16 protein-coding genes are annotated in these 16,087 nt (G+C 50.5%); 8 read left to right on the top strand and 8 right to left on the bottom strand.

Features of this window, described 5'->3' with window-relative positions:
• The coding region (locus tag GX135_06120; GenBank protein ID NLN85662.1) for a PorT family protein at positions 1-278 on the top strand (278 nt) is incomplete at its 5' end.
• Complete coding sequence (locus GX135_06115; protein ID NLN85661.1) at positions 203-445, top strand: hypothetical protein; 243 nt, start codon at positions 203-205, stop codon at positions 443-445. The genes GX135_06120 and GX135_06115, both read left to right, overlap by 76 nt.
• 49 nt (positions 446-494) lie before the next feature.
• On the opposite strand, the gene GX135_06110 is transcribed toward GX135_06115, so the two are convergent.
• On the bottom strand, positions 495-1,388 hold the full coding sequence (locus GX135_06110) for a tyrosine recombinase XerC (protein ID NLN85660.1): 894 nt from the start codon (positions 1,386-1,388) through the stop codon (positions 495-497).
• Positions 1,389-1,468: 80 nt separating this feature from the next.
• Here GX135_06110 and GX135_06105 point away from each other — a divergent pair, with 80 nt between their 5' ends.
• From GX135_06105 to GX135_06090, 4 genes are read left to right on the top strand one after another with little or no spacing between them, the layout of a single operon-like run.
• Positions 1,469-2,224, top strand: coding sequence for an N-acetyltransferase (locus GX135_06105; GenBank protein NLN85659.1), 756 nt, complete (start codon positions 1,469-1,471; stop codon positions 2,222-2,224).
• Positions 2,221-2,934, top strand: coding sequence for a polyprenol monophosphomannose synthase (locus tag GX135_06100; GenBank protein ID NLN85658.1), 714 nt, complete (start codon positions 2,221-2,223; stop codon positions 2,932-2,934). Before GX135_06105 ends, GX135_06100 begins: the two co-directional genes overlap by 4 nt.
• A gap of 16 nt (positions 2,935-2,950) precedes the next feature.
• Entirely contained in the window at positions 2,951-3,973 is a 1,023-nt protein-coding gene (ruvB, locus tag GX135_06095; protein ID NLN85657.1) for a Holliday junction branch migration DNA helicase RuvB, read from the top strand.
• Between the two features lie 54 nt (positions 3,974-4,027).
• The gene (locus tag GX135_06090; protein ID NLN85656.1) at positions 4,028-5,296 is read left to right on the top strand and encodes an oligosaccharide flippase family protein; all 1,269 of its coding nucleotides are present in this window, start codon (positions 4,028-4,030) and stop codon (positions 5,294-5,296) included.
• A 45-nt stretch (positions 5,297-5,341) separates the two neighbouring features.
• On the opposite strand, the gene GX135_06085 is transcribed toward GX135_06090, so the two are convergent.
• The 5 genes from GX135_06085 to GX135_06065 form a co-directional block, all read right to left on the bottom strand.
• The gene (locus GX135_06085) at positions 5,342-6,049 is read right to left on the bottom strand and encodes a class I SAM-dependent methyltransferase (GenBank protein NLN85655.1); all 708 of its coding nucleotides are present in this window, start codon (positions 6,047-6,049) and stop codon (positions 5,342-5,344) included.
• A 116-nt stretch (positions 6,050-6,165) separates the two neighbouring features.
• Positions 6,166-6,759, bottom strand: coding sequence for a hypothetical protein (locus GX135_06080; GenBank protein NLN85654.1), 594 nt, complete (start codon positions 6,757-6,759; stop codon positions 6,166-6,168).
• 151 nt (positions 6,760-6,910) lie between these two features.
• Positions 6,911-7,534 (bottom strand): DUF59 domain-containing protein, encoded by a 624-nt coding sequence (locus GX135_06075; GenBank protein NLN85653.1) that lies wholly within the window; start codon positions 7,532-7,534, stop codon positions 6,911-6,913.
• A complete protein-coding gene (locus tag GX135_06070) occupies positions 7,534-8,727 on the bottom strand; it encodes a cysteine desulfurase (protein ID NLN85652.1) in 1,194 nt (397 codons plus the stop codon). Before GX135_06070 ends, GX135_06075 begins: the two co-directional genes overlap by 1 nt.
• Positions 8,724-9,131, bottom strand: a complete 408-nt coding sequence (locus GX135_06065) for an Rrf2 family transcriptional regulator (GenBank protein ID NLN85651.1) — start codon at positions 9,129-9,131, stop codon at positions 8,724-8,726. The genes GX135_06070 and GX135_06065 overlap by 4 nt, the downstream gene beginning before the upstream one ends.
• A 136-nt stretch (positions 9,132-9,267) precedes the next feature.
• Between GX135_06065 and GX135_06060 the strand changes: the two genes are divergently transcribed.
• Both GX135_06060 and GX135_06055 read left to right on the top strand, forming a co-directional pair.
• Entirely contained in the window at positions 9,268-10,044 is a 777-nt protein-coding gene (locus GX135_06060; GenBank protein NLN85650.1) for an ABC transporter ATP-binding protein, read from the top strand.
• A complete protein-coding gene (locus tag GX135_06055) occupies positions 10,041-12,185 on the top strand; it encodes a TonB-dependent receptor plug domain-containing protein (protein NLN85649.1) in 2,145 nt (714 codons plus the stop codon). Before GX135_06060 ends, GX135_06055 begins: the two co-directional genes overlap by 4 nt.
• A gap of 4 nt (positions 12,186-12,189) precedes the next feature.
• On the opposite strand, the gene GX135_06050 is transcribed toward GX135_06055, so the two are convergent.
• Positions 12,190-14,169 carry a hypothetical protein gene (locus GX135_06050; protein ID NLN85648.1) on the bottom strand — a complete coding sequence of 660 codons (1,980 nt, stop codon included), beginning with the start codon at positions 14,167-14,169 and terminating at the stop codon, positions 12,190-12,192.
• A 74-nt stretch (positions 14,170-14,243) separates the two neighbouring features.
• Entirely contained in the window at positions 14,244-15,935 is a 1,692-nt protein-coding gene (locus GX135_06045) for a long-chain fatty acid--CoA ligase (GenBank protein NLN85647.1), read from the bottom strand.
• Positions 15,936-16,087: the final 152 nt, after the last annotated feature.

Below are 16,087 nucleotides of genomic sequence, written 5' to 3'. Positions count from 1 at the left end.
TTCTGCAATACAGCACCGACTCGAACTTTATCGTGCAGCCAGAGATTCTTTACAGCCAGAAAGGTTTTACTTTCAAGGCTGCGACAGTTGACAACACCACCGCCATGGACTATGTGGAAGTTCCCATCCTTCTGAAATACAACGTTAGAGCAGCCAAAGGTCTTAATCTTCAGCCCACAGTGGCCCCTTCGTGGGTTATGCCGTGGTTGCAAAAAACATATTCAAAGGTGTTGTCATTGACGATGAGACCGATTTATTGGAAGATATCAACCGCCTGAACTATGGTGTGGATTTTGGTCTGGACCTGCAGATAATCGACAAAGTGCTTGTGGGAGCCCGCTATCAGCTTGGCTTGGCAGATTATGACGGTGACAACAACATAATCGAAAGAAATAAGAAAGACACCCACAACGGCATCATGTTCAGCCTGGGCTTTTTGTTCTAAATCTTAAAACCCTCTTTATCTTACAAGCGCTCCAAAACGGGGCGCTTTTTTATTCTCCGCCGCGGGGATGGCCTTTGCGGTAGGCTTTTTTTAGGTCTTCCGAGGTTACATGAGTGTATATGGCTGTGGTTTCGAGGTTTTCGTGTCCCAGCATTTCCTGCACAGCCCGCAAATCCGCGCCCCGGGAAAGCATGTGGGTGGCAAAACTGTGTCGCAGGGTATGGGGAGAATATCCTTTTTTTTGGGCAACGAGGCTGAAATATTGATCCAATATGGAATAAAGCTGGCGTCCATCAAAATCATTGCCACCCTTGGTGAGAAACAGCCGGTCCGAAGAATGCTCGCGTTCCAGTTCAGGCCTGCGTTTCAGCCAATTCTGAACCGCTTCAATCGCCGCTTCGCCAATGGGCACCATTCTTTCTTTGCCGCCCTTTCCCCAAACTTTGATTAAGCCGCGTTTTAGGTTGATGTCCACCAGACGCAGCCCTGCCAATTCACCAATTCTGATTCCGCTGGCATAGAGCAGCTCCAAAATGGCGCGGTTGCGAACGCCAAAAACACTGTCCAAATCGGGAATGCGGAGCAGGGTCAACATTTCTTCCTCAGAAAAGAATTTGGGCAGAGCATTTTCGAATTTTGGTCTCTTTATCTTGTCCATGGGGTTGATTTCCAACTCATCCAACAGCATCAGATGGGAAAAAAAGCCCTGCAAGGCAGCCAATTTCCGTGCCATGCTGCGGTTTCCCACACCCTGTTCGTGCAGGTGCAGCATCCAATCCCGAATCATTTGTGGCTCAATTTCCCGGGCGATGATTTCAGCGGGGAAAAAGCGTGCCACATAGCCTTGAAACTGTGTCAGATCGCGGCCATAGGCGATGACGGTGTTGACGGATTTTCCCTCAACGCTGAGGTGTTGCAGGTAACTTTGTAGTTCTTTTTCCATGGTTTTGTGTCCCGATGCTCATTTTTTACTTGCCTGATAACTTGTCGAGAAAAAAATTGCACTTGAGCCAAGGAGGTTTGATGAATCAGCATATTGACAGCAGCGCCAAAATTGGCGAAAATACGCGCATCGGCGTAAACGCCGTCATCTTGGAAGACGCGAAAATCGGTGAAAACTGCCTGATTGGAAACAACGTGGTTATCCACGCGGGCAGCGTGATTGGAGACAACGTTCGCATCGACGACAACACCGTTGTTGGGAAAAAACCGCTGTCGTCCCCGCGCAGTATTTTCAAGGTTCCCGAAGGGTTGGAACCAGCCCGCATCGGTTCATTCTGTCAGATTGGCGCGAATGTTGTGATTTACGCGCAGTGTGAAATCGGCGAACGTAACCTGATTGCAGACCTTGCCACCATCCGCGAAAATGTGAGCATCGGCGACCTGAACATCATCGGTCGCAACGTTGCCATCGAGAATTATGTGAACATCGGCTCCCGCAATAAATTCGAGACAAACTGTTATATCACAGCCTATTCCGAGGTGGCGGACTACTGTTTCGTGGCGCCCTGCGTGGCAACCAGCAACGATAATTTTATGGCTCGCGACCCCGAACGGTTCAAACATTTTAAAGGAATAACCATGAAAACCGGCTCCCGCATTGGAGTGAACGCCACCATTTTGCCTGGCAAGGTGATTGAAGAAGATGGCGTTGTTGCAGGCGGAGCCGTGGTTTCACGCGATGTTCCCGCCCAAAAGATAGTTTTGGGCAACCCTGCCAAGCCTCTGTTAGAGGTTTCTGAGGCTCAACTGCTTAAAAACAATTTGGACAAAACATGAAAGCTCTGTTAATCATTCCCACCTATAATGAAATCGAAAACATCGCCCGCATTATTCCGGCGGCTTTGAGTCAAAGCGAAATGTTGGAAATTCTGGTGATGGACGACAATTCTCCCGATGGCACAGCCGCCGCCGTGAAAGACTTGATGAAGACCGAACCCAGGCTGCACCTGATTGAGAGGCCACGCAAGATGGGGCTCGGCTCTGCCTACGTGACCGGTTTTAAATATGCCCTGAAAAATGGCTATGACTTTGTGCTGGAGATGGATGCAGATTTTTCCCACGATCCAAACGACCTGCCCCGCCTTTTGGAGGCTGCCCAAAAAAATGACCTGGTAATTGGCTCCCGCTATTGCCAGGGTGTGAATATCGTTAACTGGCCATTCAGGCGGCTTTTAATCAGCTATTTTGCCTCAAAATATGTGCGTGTTATTACGGGTATGCCGGTGAAAGACCCCACCGCGGGCTTTAAGTGTTTTAATCGCAGAGTGTTGGAAGCCATCAATCTGGATCGCATCCTTTCCGACGGCTATGCCTTCCAGGTGGAAATGAATTTCCGAGCCTGGAGCCTGGGATTCAAAATACATGAGGTTTCCATCGTTTTCACAGAGCGCGTGGACGGGGTTTCCAAAATGAGCCGGCAAATCGTTTGGGAAGCGGTCTGGATGGTTTGGCGCCTGCAATTCAAGAAGCTTTTTGGCAAGCTTTAAAAAAGGACAACACTTTATGCTGGAACGCTTTAACACACCTCTGGAACGGCCTGAAGACCAAGAATTCGACCGCGCGCTGCGGCCTCGCAGTCTGGATGAATTCATCGGTCAAAACCACATCAAGCAACTTTTGGACATCTCCATCAAAGCTGCCAAACTGCGCCGCGAACCGCTGGATCACGTGCTTTTTTACGGTCCGCCCGGACTTGGCAAGACCACGCTGGCGGGCATTATCGCTCGCGAAATGGGGGTGGAAATCACCGTCAGCAGCGGTCCCGTGATGGAAAAACCCAGCGATCTGGCTGGCATCCTGACCAATCTGCAGCGTCACGAAGTTCTTTTTATCGATGAAATCCACCGCTTGAGCCACGTCATCGAAGAATATATCTATCCCGCCATGGAAGATTTTCAGATGGAAATCATCCTGGACAGCGGCCCCAGCGCGCGCACACTGCGCATCAGCGTGGAGCCTTTCACCCTGATTGGCGCCACAACCAGAGCGGGATTGCTGACCCCGCCGCTGCGAGACCGTTTTGGCATTGTTTTGCGGCTGGATTATTACGATTTTGACTCCATCAAACGCATCATCCGCCGTTCCGCAGACATCATGGAAGTTCCCGCCGAAGATGCTGGGATTGAAGAACTTGCGCGCCGCAGCCGGGGAACACCCCGCATCGCGAACCGCCTGTTGCGCAGGGTGCGGGATTTTGCTCAAATCATGGGCACCGGTACCATTACGCTCGAAATAGCGCTGCAGGCTTTGGAAATGCTGCAGGTGGATCACGCCGGTTTGGATGAAATGGATAAACGCCTCCTGGGCACCATCATCGAAAATTATCGCGGTGGGCCGGTGGGTCTGAAAACCCTGGGAGCCGCTGTGGGAGAGGATGCTGGCACCATTGAGGAAATCTTTGAACCGTATCTGGTGCAACAGGGGTTTTTGGAACGCACGCCCCAGGGTCGCAAGGTTACCTTCAAGGCTTACAAACATTTAGGTTTGTCACCCTCGCAGGATCAAAAGGAAATTTTTGAAGATTGATTCCGCGGTTTTGACTCCCAATCAAAAAACCAGCCTCCTGATAACGTAAAAGACATGGGATACAAGGAAAATATCGCCAGCAATCTTGGCAGCCAGATAATCCGAATTGCTGTGGGAGCGCTCACTGGCATTGTTGTCGCCCGTGTTTTGGGTCCCGCCGGAATGGGTAAAGTGGCATATATCCTGCTGGTTTTCACCCTTTTGGGAGATTATGGGCACCTTGGCTTGAACAACGCCAATATGTATTTCCTGAAGCGTGGAGCCCAGTCTCGCAAACACCTCTTTGGCGTGAATATAACATCTTTGGCAATGCTTTCCCTGCTTGCTGCCACTGCGGTTTTGAGTTTGCGCGCCACAGGCCTCATCCTGCAGAGTTATCATTGGGGCTACATCGTTGCCGGGCTTGCCTTTAGCATATCCGACCTGTTTTTCACCAACCTCCAATCCTGGTATGTGGGTGATGAACGCATCCGCGAAAGCAACCGCTATATCATTGGGGTTTTCCTGCTGAAAAACGCGCTGCTACTGGGTCTCTGGATTTCCGGCATGCTGTCACCTTTCCGCTATTTTTCGCTGATGGTTTTGGGTATGCTGCTGAACGCCACGCTGCTTTGGCTGAAAGTGAGGCAAAAATACACCCCGGCTTTTGATTTCGGATTGCTGAGGTCGGAATTTGGCTACGGCGGTATCCTCTGGCTGGGTTCAATTTTTTCATTTTTGTTTTTGCGAGCCGATCAATTCATGATAAAAAACATGTTGGGCTTGGCTGAACTGGGGACATATTCCATCTCCGTAAGCCTGGCAGAATTGCTCTTTTTGGTGCCCATAAGCGTCAGTTCCGCTTTTTTGGGAAAACTTTACAACACAGAAGACCCCAATTCAGCCCGGCTTCTGCTTTCCCGAACCCTGAAACTGACCCTGTATGCCTGCGCGGCTTTGGCAGCCGTGGGTATTCCGCTCAGCTTTTTAATCCCGTTTGTATATGGAAAAGCATATACAGGCGCAATTTACAGTACCATGGTTCTGTTGGTCGGAGCGGTGCTTTCCTCCCCCGCCCGGGTGGGAATGCAATACTTTTTTACCTTGGGACGGCCAAAAGTGCATCTGTGGGCAAGCTTGGCAACCCTGCTCACAAACATTAGCTTGAACTTCGTTTTAATCCCACGCTTGGGGATTCTGGGCGCGGCGATTGCCTCTGGTATTGCCTACGCGCTTTACGGACTTATCTACATTTTCCTGTTCCTGGGCCCGGAAAAATTCTCTTTTAATGAGCTTTTCCTATTGAATGCCAAAGATTTACAAGAACTTTTCAAACGCCCATGAATGTTAAGGAAGTTGGCGCCGGATATTTATGAAAGGGGCAATTCTTCAGTTTCTTAAACGCGCCTTCACCGCCAGATAAAACCATTTATCACCACTCAACCCGGATAATTTATCCAAAGTCCGCCAGACAGAAAATGGCATTTTTCGGGTTAATTGGTTCAAACGCAAAGCCGCCATCGCTTTGTGGTAGAACCTGATACTACGTTGAACCTTGAACCCGTTTTCCCACAACAACGCTGCCACTTTGGCTTGGTCGAAACTATGCAAATGCGCGTTCACAGGGGTTTTCCGGTTGCAATGGACACACAGTGAATACCTGATTTCCTCGCGGTAGGGCACGGTAATCAACAGCGTCCCTCCGGGTTTGAGGTATTCCCGGCAATTTTGCAGCGCCAAGGCTGGTTCCACCAAGTGTTCCATCATCTCCAACGCCACGATGAGGTCAAACTTTTTGCCCAAATCCTGAAGCTCGCAGGCATCACCATAAACCGTTTCAATTTTGGGATTCATGTCCTTGATTCGAGCCAGGTTTTCTTCGCTGAGGTCCATGGCGGTCACCTCCGCGCCCAGTTTTGCGGCTTCCAAGCTGAACCAACCTCTGCCGCTGCCCAAATCCAAAACCTTCATGCCGGGTCGGATATCGCAAATGGAAAGCGTAAACTGGGTGCGTCTTTGCTCGGCGGGATTCATTTTCCCGTCCTCAAAATAGTCAAATTCCAGCGCGTCTTGGCGATAATGTTCTCGTGGATCCATTTTTCCTTCCAAAGTTCTAATAAAGAATCGCCCCCTGATTTGTCAAGAGGCGATTACAATTAAATATCCAAACAGCTTTGAGCATCTTTGGATGAGTTTAATCTCGATGAGTTTTTTCAATAATCCTTTTCCAGAGCGGAAAAATCAACCTGCTCGGCCAGCGCTTTGAGCAAGTCCGATGAGCTGATATTGCTGCCATTTACCGTGACGGTGATTCTGTCGTTCACTTTCACGATGAGAGTTCCGCTTCGGTCGGATTCGTCGAACTCCAGGTTCGCCGTGTAGCCGCTCACACGAGTGCTTTTCCCCGCGGCGCCACTGATGCCAAAGAGGTTCGCAAGTCCCATCAAGCCTCCGCTTTGGCCCAAAATCCCGCCCACGCTGATGGTGAGCGTGAAGTCGGCGTCACCTTTTTCATATTCGCCCATGGCGGTCATTCCCGAGCCCAGAATATTCAAAGGTGTGAAGCTTTTTTCGTTGAGCTTGAAACCACCAGAACCAGCGGGGAGATAGTTCAACAGGTCTTCGCCCAGAATTTCGTCGATTTTTGCCATGGCGTATTCCAGTTCTTCCCTGGCTTTGCCATAGTTTCCTTTATTTATGAATGTTTTAGCAGTGTCGATGGCTTGAACGGCTTCGCTTTTCGCGTCGTCCGCAAAAAGAGCCAGCCCCAGCGCCAAAACAGCGATAAGAACAAGTAGCTTTTTCATGTTACAACTCCTTTGATGAAGATGATTACAGATAATTATAAGCGTATTTTATTGGTTTCAAAATGTTAATTTCTGACCCGTAACCGAAACAGCGAAGTTCCCGGAGGAAAGAGCCCGGGAGCTTCGCCGGCTGGGTGTATTGAATCTTAGTTTAGGGAAAATTAATCTTGATATTCTTCACTTCCGGAAACTTGGATAGGTGTTCACGGATTTCTTCGGCAACGTTATCACGCCATTCATCGAAGCTCATGATGTTCATATCAATCAACACCTCACCATCATCAAATCCCACATATTTGACCATTTTAAGAGTCACAATATCCTCTCCCACTTGCGGATAGATGATTTTCTTCAATTCCTCGATGATGGTCTCTTTGCCAAAATTTGGAACCTCTTTCAAACCGTGCTCAATCTCATAGTTCGAAATTGCGGTCTGCAGGGTATCCGACGCCAAAACCGAGCAGTGAACTTTCACGGGCGGAAGCCCATCCAGGGCGTCCATGGCGTCTTTCCAACTGATTTTTTTGGCTTCATCCAGGGTTTTTCCTTTGGCGAGGTCGGTGATAATGCTGGCTGTGGCGATGTTTGAGGCACAGCCATAGCTCAAAAAACTGATGTCATCTATCTTTTTACTGGCTTCATCGATTTTAAGGTAGATGGTAACCTGGTCTCCGCAGGCGGGGCTGCCTTCGGTGGCGACGGCGTCAGGGTTCTCCATTTTCCCAACGTTGTGGGGGTTCATGAAGTGGTCCAAAACTTTTTGTGAATATTGCATTATTTCTCCTGAGAATGGGTGGCTTGGTAAAGTGGGCTGCGTTCGCGCAGTTGGGCTGTGATTTTCGCCAGACTGGCAACCGCAAAATCTATCTGCTCTTTTGTGTTGTAGCGGGAAAGGGTAAATTTCATCGAGCCATGGCTTTGGACGTGGTTTTTGCCCATCGCCATCAACACGTAACTGGGCTTGAGGCCCTGAGAGGCACAGGCCGAACCGGTGGCGACGGTGATGCCTTTCAAATCCAGCATCATCGTGATGGCCTCACCCTCGATGTAGGCAATCGAAATGTTGATATTGTGGCTGGCGCGCTTTTCACCGCGAGGGCCGTTAAGTTCGATTTCAGGAATTTCCGCCTCCAGACGTTCCAACAAATAGTTTGAAAGCCCACGCAGTTTGGAAATCGTGGCGTCGAGGTCGGCGAAAGTGATTTGAACCGCTTTGGCAAATCCAGCGATGAGGGCGATGCTGACTCCTCCGGGTTGAATGCTGCCCACACGGCTCACTCCGTGGATAATCTGGGCGATTCTGGTTCCTTTTCTCACAAAAAGAGCGCCAACACCCTGCGGTCCATGGATTTTATGAGCGGAAATGCTGAGGGTGTCCACTCCCAATTCCTGCAAATCCAGAGGCATCTTTCCATAGGCCTGACCAGCGTCTGCGTGCCAAAAGATTTTGTGTCCGGCGTTTTCCAACACCTTTTTATATTCCGCCATGGGCTGAATGGTGCCCACAACGTGGTTCACGATGGTGGTCAAAAACAGTGTGGTATCATTTCTGATGGCAGCCGCCAATTTTTCCGCGCCAACCACACCCTCCGCGTCCGGCTCCAAATAAGTCACTTCAAAACCCTTTTTTTCAAGCCAGGCGGCGTTTGTGAGCAGGTCTGGATAATCCACCAGCGAAACGATGGCATGTTTCCCGCTGGAAGCGTGGGCGTTTGCCAAACCCTTGATGGCAATGTTGTTGGCGATGGTTCCACCAGATGTAAAATGAATTTCACCAGCTTGGGCGTTCAAAGTCTCCGCAATCGTTTGGCGAAAATCATCCAAAGCGCTGTTGGTGGATTCCCCAGTGCTGATGAAGGTTCCAGGCATCCAAAATTTCTCGCTGAAATAGGGCAGCATGGCCTCGAGGACTTCTGGGTCCAGCGGCGTGGTGACGCAGTTATCCAGGTAAATTTTTCCGGGCGTCATTGTTTCTCCTGTTTTAAATCTTTAATGATGTTGGCGAGGCTGTATCCACGGAAAAGACCCCGCTGCTTTTTTGCCAGTTCGTTGAAAACCGCCTGTAAACCGCAATCGTCACCCAGACAAAACTGCTTGTCCCGAGCGCAATTCATCTCCGCGTTGCGGTCTTCCACGGCGTCCATGATATCCAACAAAGTGATACGCGAAGCTGGTCTCGCCAGGGTATATCCGCCCAAAGCTCCGGGACTGCTCACCACCAATCCGGCTTTTTTGAGCGAGCGCAAAAGCTGTTCCGTATACTTTTTGGGCAGATTCTGTTTATCGCAGATACTTTGGGCTGAAATGCTGGATTTATCCGGGATTTCCAGCAAAGCCCTGAGAGCGTATTCCGTTTTCGTGCTCACGGACATTATGGTTTCTCCTTTCTTGTGAACTGACTTCTCAATATATACTAATTTACCATACTATCCGCGCAAGGAATATTTTTATCATTAAACGCAGGTTGACAGAATCAGCACCCCCCAGAAAATGCAACTGGGAACGAACATGATTGAAGTAAAAAAACTTGGCTGCGCCTATGACAACCACTTCGTATTACGCGAGTTAGACCTGCGCTTGAACTCCGATGAGTTCACCGTGCTCGTCGGTCCCAATGGCGCCGGGAAATCCACCCTAATCCACGCCTTGCTGGGCTTTTTGCCCATCCTGGAGGGCGAGGTCCGCCTCTTTGACCGTCCCCTTTCCAGCTATCGCCGTTCCGAACTGGCACGCCTGACCGCTCTCGTCTCCCAGGAAACAGTGTTTCAATTCGATTATCCCGTGCGGGACATCGTTCTCATGGGTCGCTACCCCTATCTGGGATTGATGCAAAGCTGGCTGCCCCAGGATTTGGAAGCGGTGGACAAGGTATTGGAACAGTTGGGTTTAAGCAAATTTGCCGACCGCTTCTTTTCCCAGCTCAGCGGTGGTGAAAAACAGCGGGTTTTAATCGCGAGAGCGCTGGCTCAGGAAACCTCCTACATTTTCCTCGATGAAACCCTTTCCCAGCTTGATATTAACCATCAGGTGGAAATCATGGCGCGTCTGCGTGAAATCGTTCACAACAATGGCAAAGGTATCCTCCTCATTTCCCACAACCTCAATCTGGGCGCGAATTTCGCCGACAGAATGGTCCTGCTTTCCCAGGGCAGAGTCTTGGGAAGCGGAACCCCTGAGGAAATGATGCAGCCTCGGCTTCTGCGAGAGCTTTTCGGGCTCGAACTTCAAACCATGCTCAACCCGGTGACGGGAAAACCAAATTTACTCTATCCAGGAATACCATGAAACGCTTTCTGCTCTTGTGTTTAAGCCTCGTCTTCCTGGCGTCTTTCGCCGAAGCTCGTCTTGTGCAAGGTAAAACCCTTGACCCTCAGGGAAAACCCATCTCTTCGGTGTTGGTAAGTGACGGTAAACAATATAAATACAGCTCCGAACAAGGTGAGTTTAGCCTCAACACCGAGGCCGATTTCCTCTCCTTCAGCCGCCTGGGCTTTAAAACCCGAAAACTGGCGGCCATAAAATCAAGCGGCTCAGTGGTTTTGGAGCCCGAAGCGCTGCTTCTGCCCAAGGTCGTGGTCAGCGAAAGCGCCTGGAATGTCTATTCCGCTCCGGCTGACCGGGTGGCGCTTCCCATCGACCCAGACCGACACTATTATTCACCCGCCGAAATTCTGGCGACCACACCCTCCATCAACACCAGCGATGTCCGCCTCCCCGGTGAAAACCAGAGCGTTTCCATCCTGGGAAATCTGCCCCGCCACAGCCTGATAATCGTGGATGGAATTGCCCTCAACCCAGGTGGCGAAAGCTATGACCTCTCCCTGATTGACACAAACAACATCGAATCCATTGAATTGATTAAAAATAACGCCTCTGTTTATGGGGGAGGTTCCGCCATCGGTGGAATCCTGAACATCCGCACGCGTCAGGGCAAAACTTCCGGCTCCACAGAGTTTTCCGTCGACAGCGAAATTGGCTCCTTCGGATATGCCAAAAACTCGCTTTCCTTCGCCGCCGCCCTCAAAAACTGGGAACTCCGCCTGGGAAGCTCACATCTGAACACAAACAACGATTTCAAATATAAAATGCCGGATTGGTGGAGCGGCGACAGCCTGATGATTCGGGAAAACAACGCCCGCCGCCAGAATTCCATCTCCGGTTCTCTCGCTTTCAGAAGCGGAATCACACGTCTCAGCCTCCAAACCGACTATGTATGGTTCCATCGCCAGCTTCCCGGAACTGTCAATTTCACAGAGGTTTACCGCCATGCCTACCTGGATGGACACGCCAACCGAAACAGCCTGGGAATCAGCGCCAGTTCAGGAAAATACAACGCCGACCTTCTGGCTTGGCTGAACCTCGACGGTGCGCTTTACGACAACACCAACGCCCCTCTGCCGGTTTATGTCTCCCGCTATCGCCAAAACCTGTTGAACACTGGCTTGCGCGGTAGCGTGGGCGCCAATTTCAACCTGGCTCAGGGTTTATCGCTGAATGCCGGAACAGCGGCGGAATTTGGTCATGAACACTATCGCAACCTGAACCTGATTAACCCCGCCAACGACCTCGACCACAGCGACAACTTTGCCAACATCAGCCTGAAAACCGGATTACAACAGGATTGGGGGCTGTGGCTGCTCGATGGCGCCGGAGCCGCGAGGCTCGACCGGGCGCGAGGCCAAAACAACCCCAGTTGGCGTCTGGAAGGCAGTCTGAAACACATCGGCTTCGTGGAAAGCTCGCTGGGCGGAACCTGGGGCTCCTCCTTCGCGCTGCCCTCACCCTACGATTTATATTGGAAGGGAGATTCCCAAGCCATTGGAAATCCAAATCTTTCCAGCGAAAAATCCCGTGGTTGGCAGCTTTGGCTGGAAAACCGGATTGGCGGCTTCCATCTGCGCGGAGCCTGGCATGCAAACGAAATTGACAGCCTCATCCAATGGCGTCAGGTGCAGATGTTTGGAAACGTGTGGAAACCCTTCAACGTCGGCAAAGCCCAAGTGAAAAATCTGGAAATGGAAACCGGGCTCGAGCTTTGGAACTGGCTGGATTTGAGCGCTTCCATGCTGCTCACCAAAGCGCTGGACCTCAGTTCAAATCCCCCCGAAACCGCGCCCCACCTGATGTACACCCCGGATTTCAGCTATGGATTCAAACTGGGTTTAAACTGGCCTTTCCTCCGTTTTTGGAGCCAGTATTCCCGAACGGGAGAACAATTTACAACTCCGGATAACCTCGCTGGAGCGCTGCCTTCCCACAGCTTGTTGGATTGCGGAATTTCCACCGTTTTCCATCTCTGGAGCTGGGAACTTTCACCCCATTTTTCCATCCACAACCTGCTCAATAAACAATATTCCGTTTACGCCTACGTCCCCCAACCCGGAATCTCTTTCCAGGGCGGTATCTCACTGCGAATAAAAGATTAAACCTCTATTTCACCACGCTGAATTTTTGTAAAACAGGCAACATCCCTGGTCGGCTGAATCTCGCCAGATAGATTCCAGAAGCCTTTCCCGTGAAGGGCAGGATGATTTGCGTTTGCTGGAAACTGAATTCACGTTCAATCAGCCGCTGTCCCTTCAGATTGAAAATCTCCACCTTCATCGGCTCCAAAAAATCACCCGAAGCCTTGCTGACACTCACCTGCCCCTGCTGATAGTGAATTTGATAGCGTAAATCCGGAACATTTCCCCCTCCAGAGCCTTCAGTCAGATGGATATCCTGGCTTGACCCCGCCGTGAAATCCGGGATAATATATCTGCTATCCTCATGTTGGATGGCGAGTTCCGTGATATCCCTCGCCGCGCCATTTGCCAGGGTCACCTTCAAAAATCCCTCATTCTCCATTTTTTCCACGGCGGTGATTTTCACCTCTTCGATATCCAACATCCGGTCGAAAACATCCTCCACCGGTGCTATCCACAAACCCCGATACTGCCTGTAATAATCCAACATTTGCAACATTTCATCCACATCATCGCGAACCACATAATCCCCATTGGGCTGAATCATCCAAAAAGAGAGCCGGGTATCCGTTTGCGACATACAAAAGTGGGTGTAACCAACGTGTAAACCCCGCGCCGCGATTAGGGCGTCCAGGTTTTCCGGGGTCACGATATATTTCATGCTCACGGACATATATTGGTTCAAATATTCCCAAACCTCCGTCCTGGTGCGCCCATAAAACCAAACCGGCTTCGTGAGCGCGGTGGCTTCCCAAACGATGTGGGGCAGGCGCCAGGCCTCATCGTAAGCGTTGAAGGGATTGGTTCTTGGCGTATCCGCCGGCCAGACATATTCGATTTCGCTTTGATTGATGATATCAGCCACAAAATACGGACTTTCCGGGAGTAATCCTTGATAGACAAGGTCTTCCGGATTATTCGGAACCGAATGGTCAATCCAACTGCGAATTTCCAAATCCACCAAATCATGGAGCAAAGCCTGTTCATTCGTGCCTGGAGGGTCTGCCAACATCGTATAAGTGTGCCATCCAACCCGATTTCCTTTGCTTTTAATCAAGCGCCACATCTCCCCCAGAGTCGGTTCGTTCACCCCGTGGATGGTGGTGGTGACGGGGATATTCCGCGCAAAGAACCCCTTCGTATAATAGCTGGGATTGCTCGGATTATTGCTGCCTTCAAACACGGCTTTCAAACGTGGTAAAGTCTCGCCATCAGCGTCATTGGTGATACAAAACGCGGCTTTCCGGTCCCCAGGCCAGCGGTTGATATCCAACAACAGCGGCTTCTGGGTGAAAAGCAGAAAACCCCAGTGATGGCTTCCCCCCGCCGGTTTATACATCGTGTCGCGTGGGATGGCGCAAGCTTGGAGGTTCTCGTCAAACAACCTGAAATAGTTGGATTGAAAGTTATAGAGCATAACCCTATTCATGGCAATGCTTTCCACACCCTCACAACCCTCATATCCGGAAGCCACAATCCAGAAACTCCGTCCCCCACAGGATAATTCGGCGACCTTGTCCATATACGGCCCAATCATGCGATTACGTGTCGCCTCCCGGTTTTGGACGGCTTCCACCCCTGTAAATTCCGCGTGGATTGGATTTTGGGCGTTATCCAGCGTGAACCAAAATTCCCTCAAAAAGGTTTCCTCTTTAAAATCCACCCTCACATCGAAATACCAAGCCTGGCTCAAATAGCTCGAACGCGGTACGACGCTTACAGTTACATCCATTTCCGGGCTGGTAAAAACTACGCGAACGCTGTCCGCCCAGTTTTCCCTCGTCGCGCCAAACGCCAAATCGTTATAAACGCCCTCACCCACCCGTTTGCTGGCGTGGATATTCAGCTCAAAATTCAGCTCATCAAAGTCCAGCCGATTGACTTGACCGAACAAAACAACGCTCCCTAAAAGCGTCAACACAAAAACGATGGTCATTTTTTTCACAATTCTCTCCCATCCGCCGAAATGGCGTGTTTTATATCCTTAAAATCTTATCGCGTAAAGAGTTCCAACCCGCTTCACTGATAAAGGAAGCGCTTGATTTTCTGGGTGGCGGTCTTTTCGAAAGGTTCCCTCTGTTCAACGATGTGCTTGATGCGGGAAAAGCTCGAAAGGTTCTCGTTTGCCTGGCTCTTTATCTCATCCAAAAGCGCGTCGACTTGCTTTTTATATTTGGCGCTGGTGATGCGGTTTGTGTGGTGATGTTTTTCCAGATATTCAGGGCTTAAAAACACTCTTGCCGTCAAAACCCCGCCCACATCCAGAACCAGGGATTCCAAAACCGCCTCATGTTCGTTCAACTTGCTTTCCACTTCCTCGGGATAGATATTTTCCCCGGAAGCCGCCACAATCACGTTTTTGGAGCGTCCAATGATATAGAGATAGCGTTTTTTGCGCAGGATTCCCAAATCCCCAGTTTTGAAAAAACCGTCCTTGGTAAAGGCTTCCGCCGTTCTCGCCGGGTCTTTGTAATAGCCTTTCATCACCGTGTCGCCTTTCACCTCAATCTCGCCGATGCGGGTTTTGGGGTCGGGGTCGGCGATGCGAAGCTGGAGATGCTCCAAAACCTGACCGGTGGAGCGAAAACGCGTATCCCGGGGATGGCTTCCCGCGACGAGCGGCGAAGTTTCGGTCAAGCCATAACCGATGGCGTAAGGAAAGCCCGCTTCGTTCAAAAACCGCTCCACATCCCAGGAAAGCAGAGCCCCGCCGATGCCAAAGAAATGCAGCTCTCCGCCAAAGGTTTTCATCAGCTTTTTGCCCGCCAACTGGTGTAATAACTTCCGTGTGGGCGGCATTTTATAGAGCGCGCGAAAAACCGGATTCGCGTTCAACTGTGGATAGACTTGGGTTTTGAAAATCTTTTCGATGATGAGGGGAACCGTCAATATCATCGTGGGCCGAATCTTTTGCATGGCGGGAACCAAAACCCGCGCCGTAGGCGGTTTATCCAGATAGTAAACACAGCCTCCGCCCATCATCGGAATGATGAATCCAATCGTACATTCATAGGTGTGGGACAGCGGTAACACAGACAGCAAGCGGTCTTGGGGCCTCACGGGCTGGAATTGGGACGTAATCCAAGCGTCCAAAACCAAGTTTTTATGGCTCAACATCACGCCTTTGGACAGCCCCGTCGTGCCCGATGTATAAATCAGGGCGGCGGTGTCGTCCTCATTGACTTTTTCGCTTTTCAACCCCACGGCTTTCAAGGCTTTATTGCGCAGTTTGTAAAGCTGTTTCAGCGGCTCGTACATGATGCCGCCAATCCGGTCTTTGGGCGCTTTATATTCCAACAGCTCAAAGTTATCCAAAGCCACCAGGGAGACCCAGGGCTCCAAATCGGAATAGCCAATTTTGTCATAATGAGCGCGGGAAACAAAGACCATCTTTGACTCGCTGTGACGCAGGATATTCAATATCTCGTTCACGTGAAAATCCGTGAGAATCGGAACCACAACCGCGCCCATGGACGTGATGGCGAGATACGCGATGCCCCAGTTGGGCATATTTTGGCCCAGAATGGCAATTTTATCGCCTTTCACGATGCCTTCTTCCTCCATCATGCGGATTAAGCCGTCAATCTGTTCGCGCAGTTCGGAATAGCGAATGGGCTCGTCGTCCACATTGGACAGCGCGGGAAGATTGCCAAATTGCTCGCAAGAATGGTCTATCATGCTTTTGAGGGTCATTTCGAAGGGAGCTTTCATATTTTCTCCTTGAATCGGCAATTTCGTAAAGCGGGGATTCCTGTCAAGAAATGTTTCACGGAGGCTGGCGAGAAAGCGAGGTAGCGAGGTGGACAGGTGGCAAGATGGAGACTGAACGGTAATGTTCGGAGTCGGTTGCCCTGAAAGCCCCG

Source organism: Candidatus Cloacimonadota bacterium (assembly GCA_012522635.1).
Lineage (GTDB): Bacteria > Cloacimonadota > Cloacimonadia > Cloacimonadales > Cloacimonadaceae > Syntrophosphaera.
The sequence above is the reverse complement of the archived record's forward strand: the minus strand, read 5'-3'. Positions and strand labels throughout refer to the sequence as shown.

Excerpts from the sequence above, each read along its gene's own strand:
- GX135_06065 (NLN85651.1), bottom strand. The coding sequence starts at position 9,131 with ATGTCCGTGAGCACGAAAACGGAATACGCTCTCAGGGCTTTGCTGGAA.
- GX135_06105 (NLN85659.1), top strand. The coding sequence starts at position 1,469 with ATGAATCAGCATATTGACAGCAGCGCCAAAATTGGCGAAAATACGCGC.
- GX135_06110 (NLN85660.1), bottom strand. The coding sequence starts at position 1,388 with ATGGAAAAAGAACTACAAAGTTACCTGCAACACCTCAGCGTTGAGGGA.
- GX135_06100 (NLN85658.1), top strand. The coding sequence starts at position 2,221 with ATGAAAGCTCTGTTAATCATTCCCACCTATAATGAAATCGAAAACATC.
- ruvB (NLN85657.1), top strand. The coding sequence starts at position 2,951 with ATGCTGGAACGCTTTAACACACCTCTGGAACGGCCTGAAGACCAAGAA.
- GX135_06055 (NLN85649.1), top strand. The coding sequence starts at position 10,041 with ATGAAACGCTTTCTGCTCTTGTGTTTAAGCCTCGTCTTCCTGGCGTCT.
- GX135_06075 (NLN85653.1), bottom strand. The coding sequence starts at position 7,534 with ATGCAATATTCACAAAAAGTTTTGGACCACTTCATGAACCCCCACAAC.
- GX135_06070 (NLN85652.1), bottom strand. The coding sequence starts at position 8,727 with ATGACGCCCGGAAAAATTTACCTGGATAACTGCGTCACCACGCCGCTG.
- GX135_06090 (NLN85656.1), top strand. The coding sequence starts at position 4,028 with ATGGGATACAAGGAAAATATCGCCAGCAATCTTGGCAGCCAGATAATC.
- GX135_06045 (NLN85647.1), bottom strand. The coding sequence starts at position 15,935 with ATGAAAGCTCCCTTCGAAATGACCCTCAAAAGCATGATAGACCATTCT.
- GX135_06080 (NLN85654.1), bottom strand. The coding sequence starts at position 6,759 with ATGAAAAAGCTACTTGTTCTTATCGCTGTTTTGGCGCTGGGGCTGGCT.
- GX135_06060 (NLN85650.1), top strand. The coding sequence starts at position 9,268 with ATGATTGAAGTAAAAAAACTTGGCTGCGCCTATGACAACCACTTCGTA.
- GX135_06085 (NLN85655.1), bottom strand. The coding sequence starts at position 6,049 with ATGGATCCACGAGAACATTATCGCCAAGACGCGCTGGAATTTGACTAT.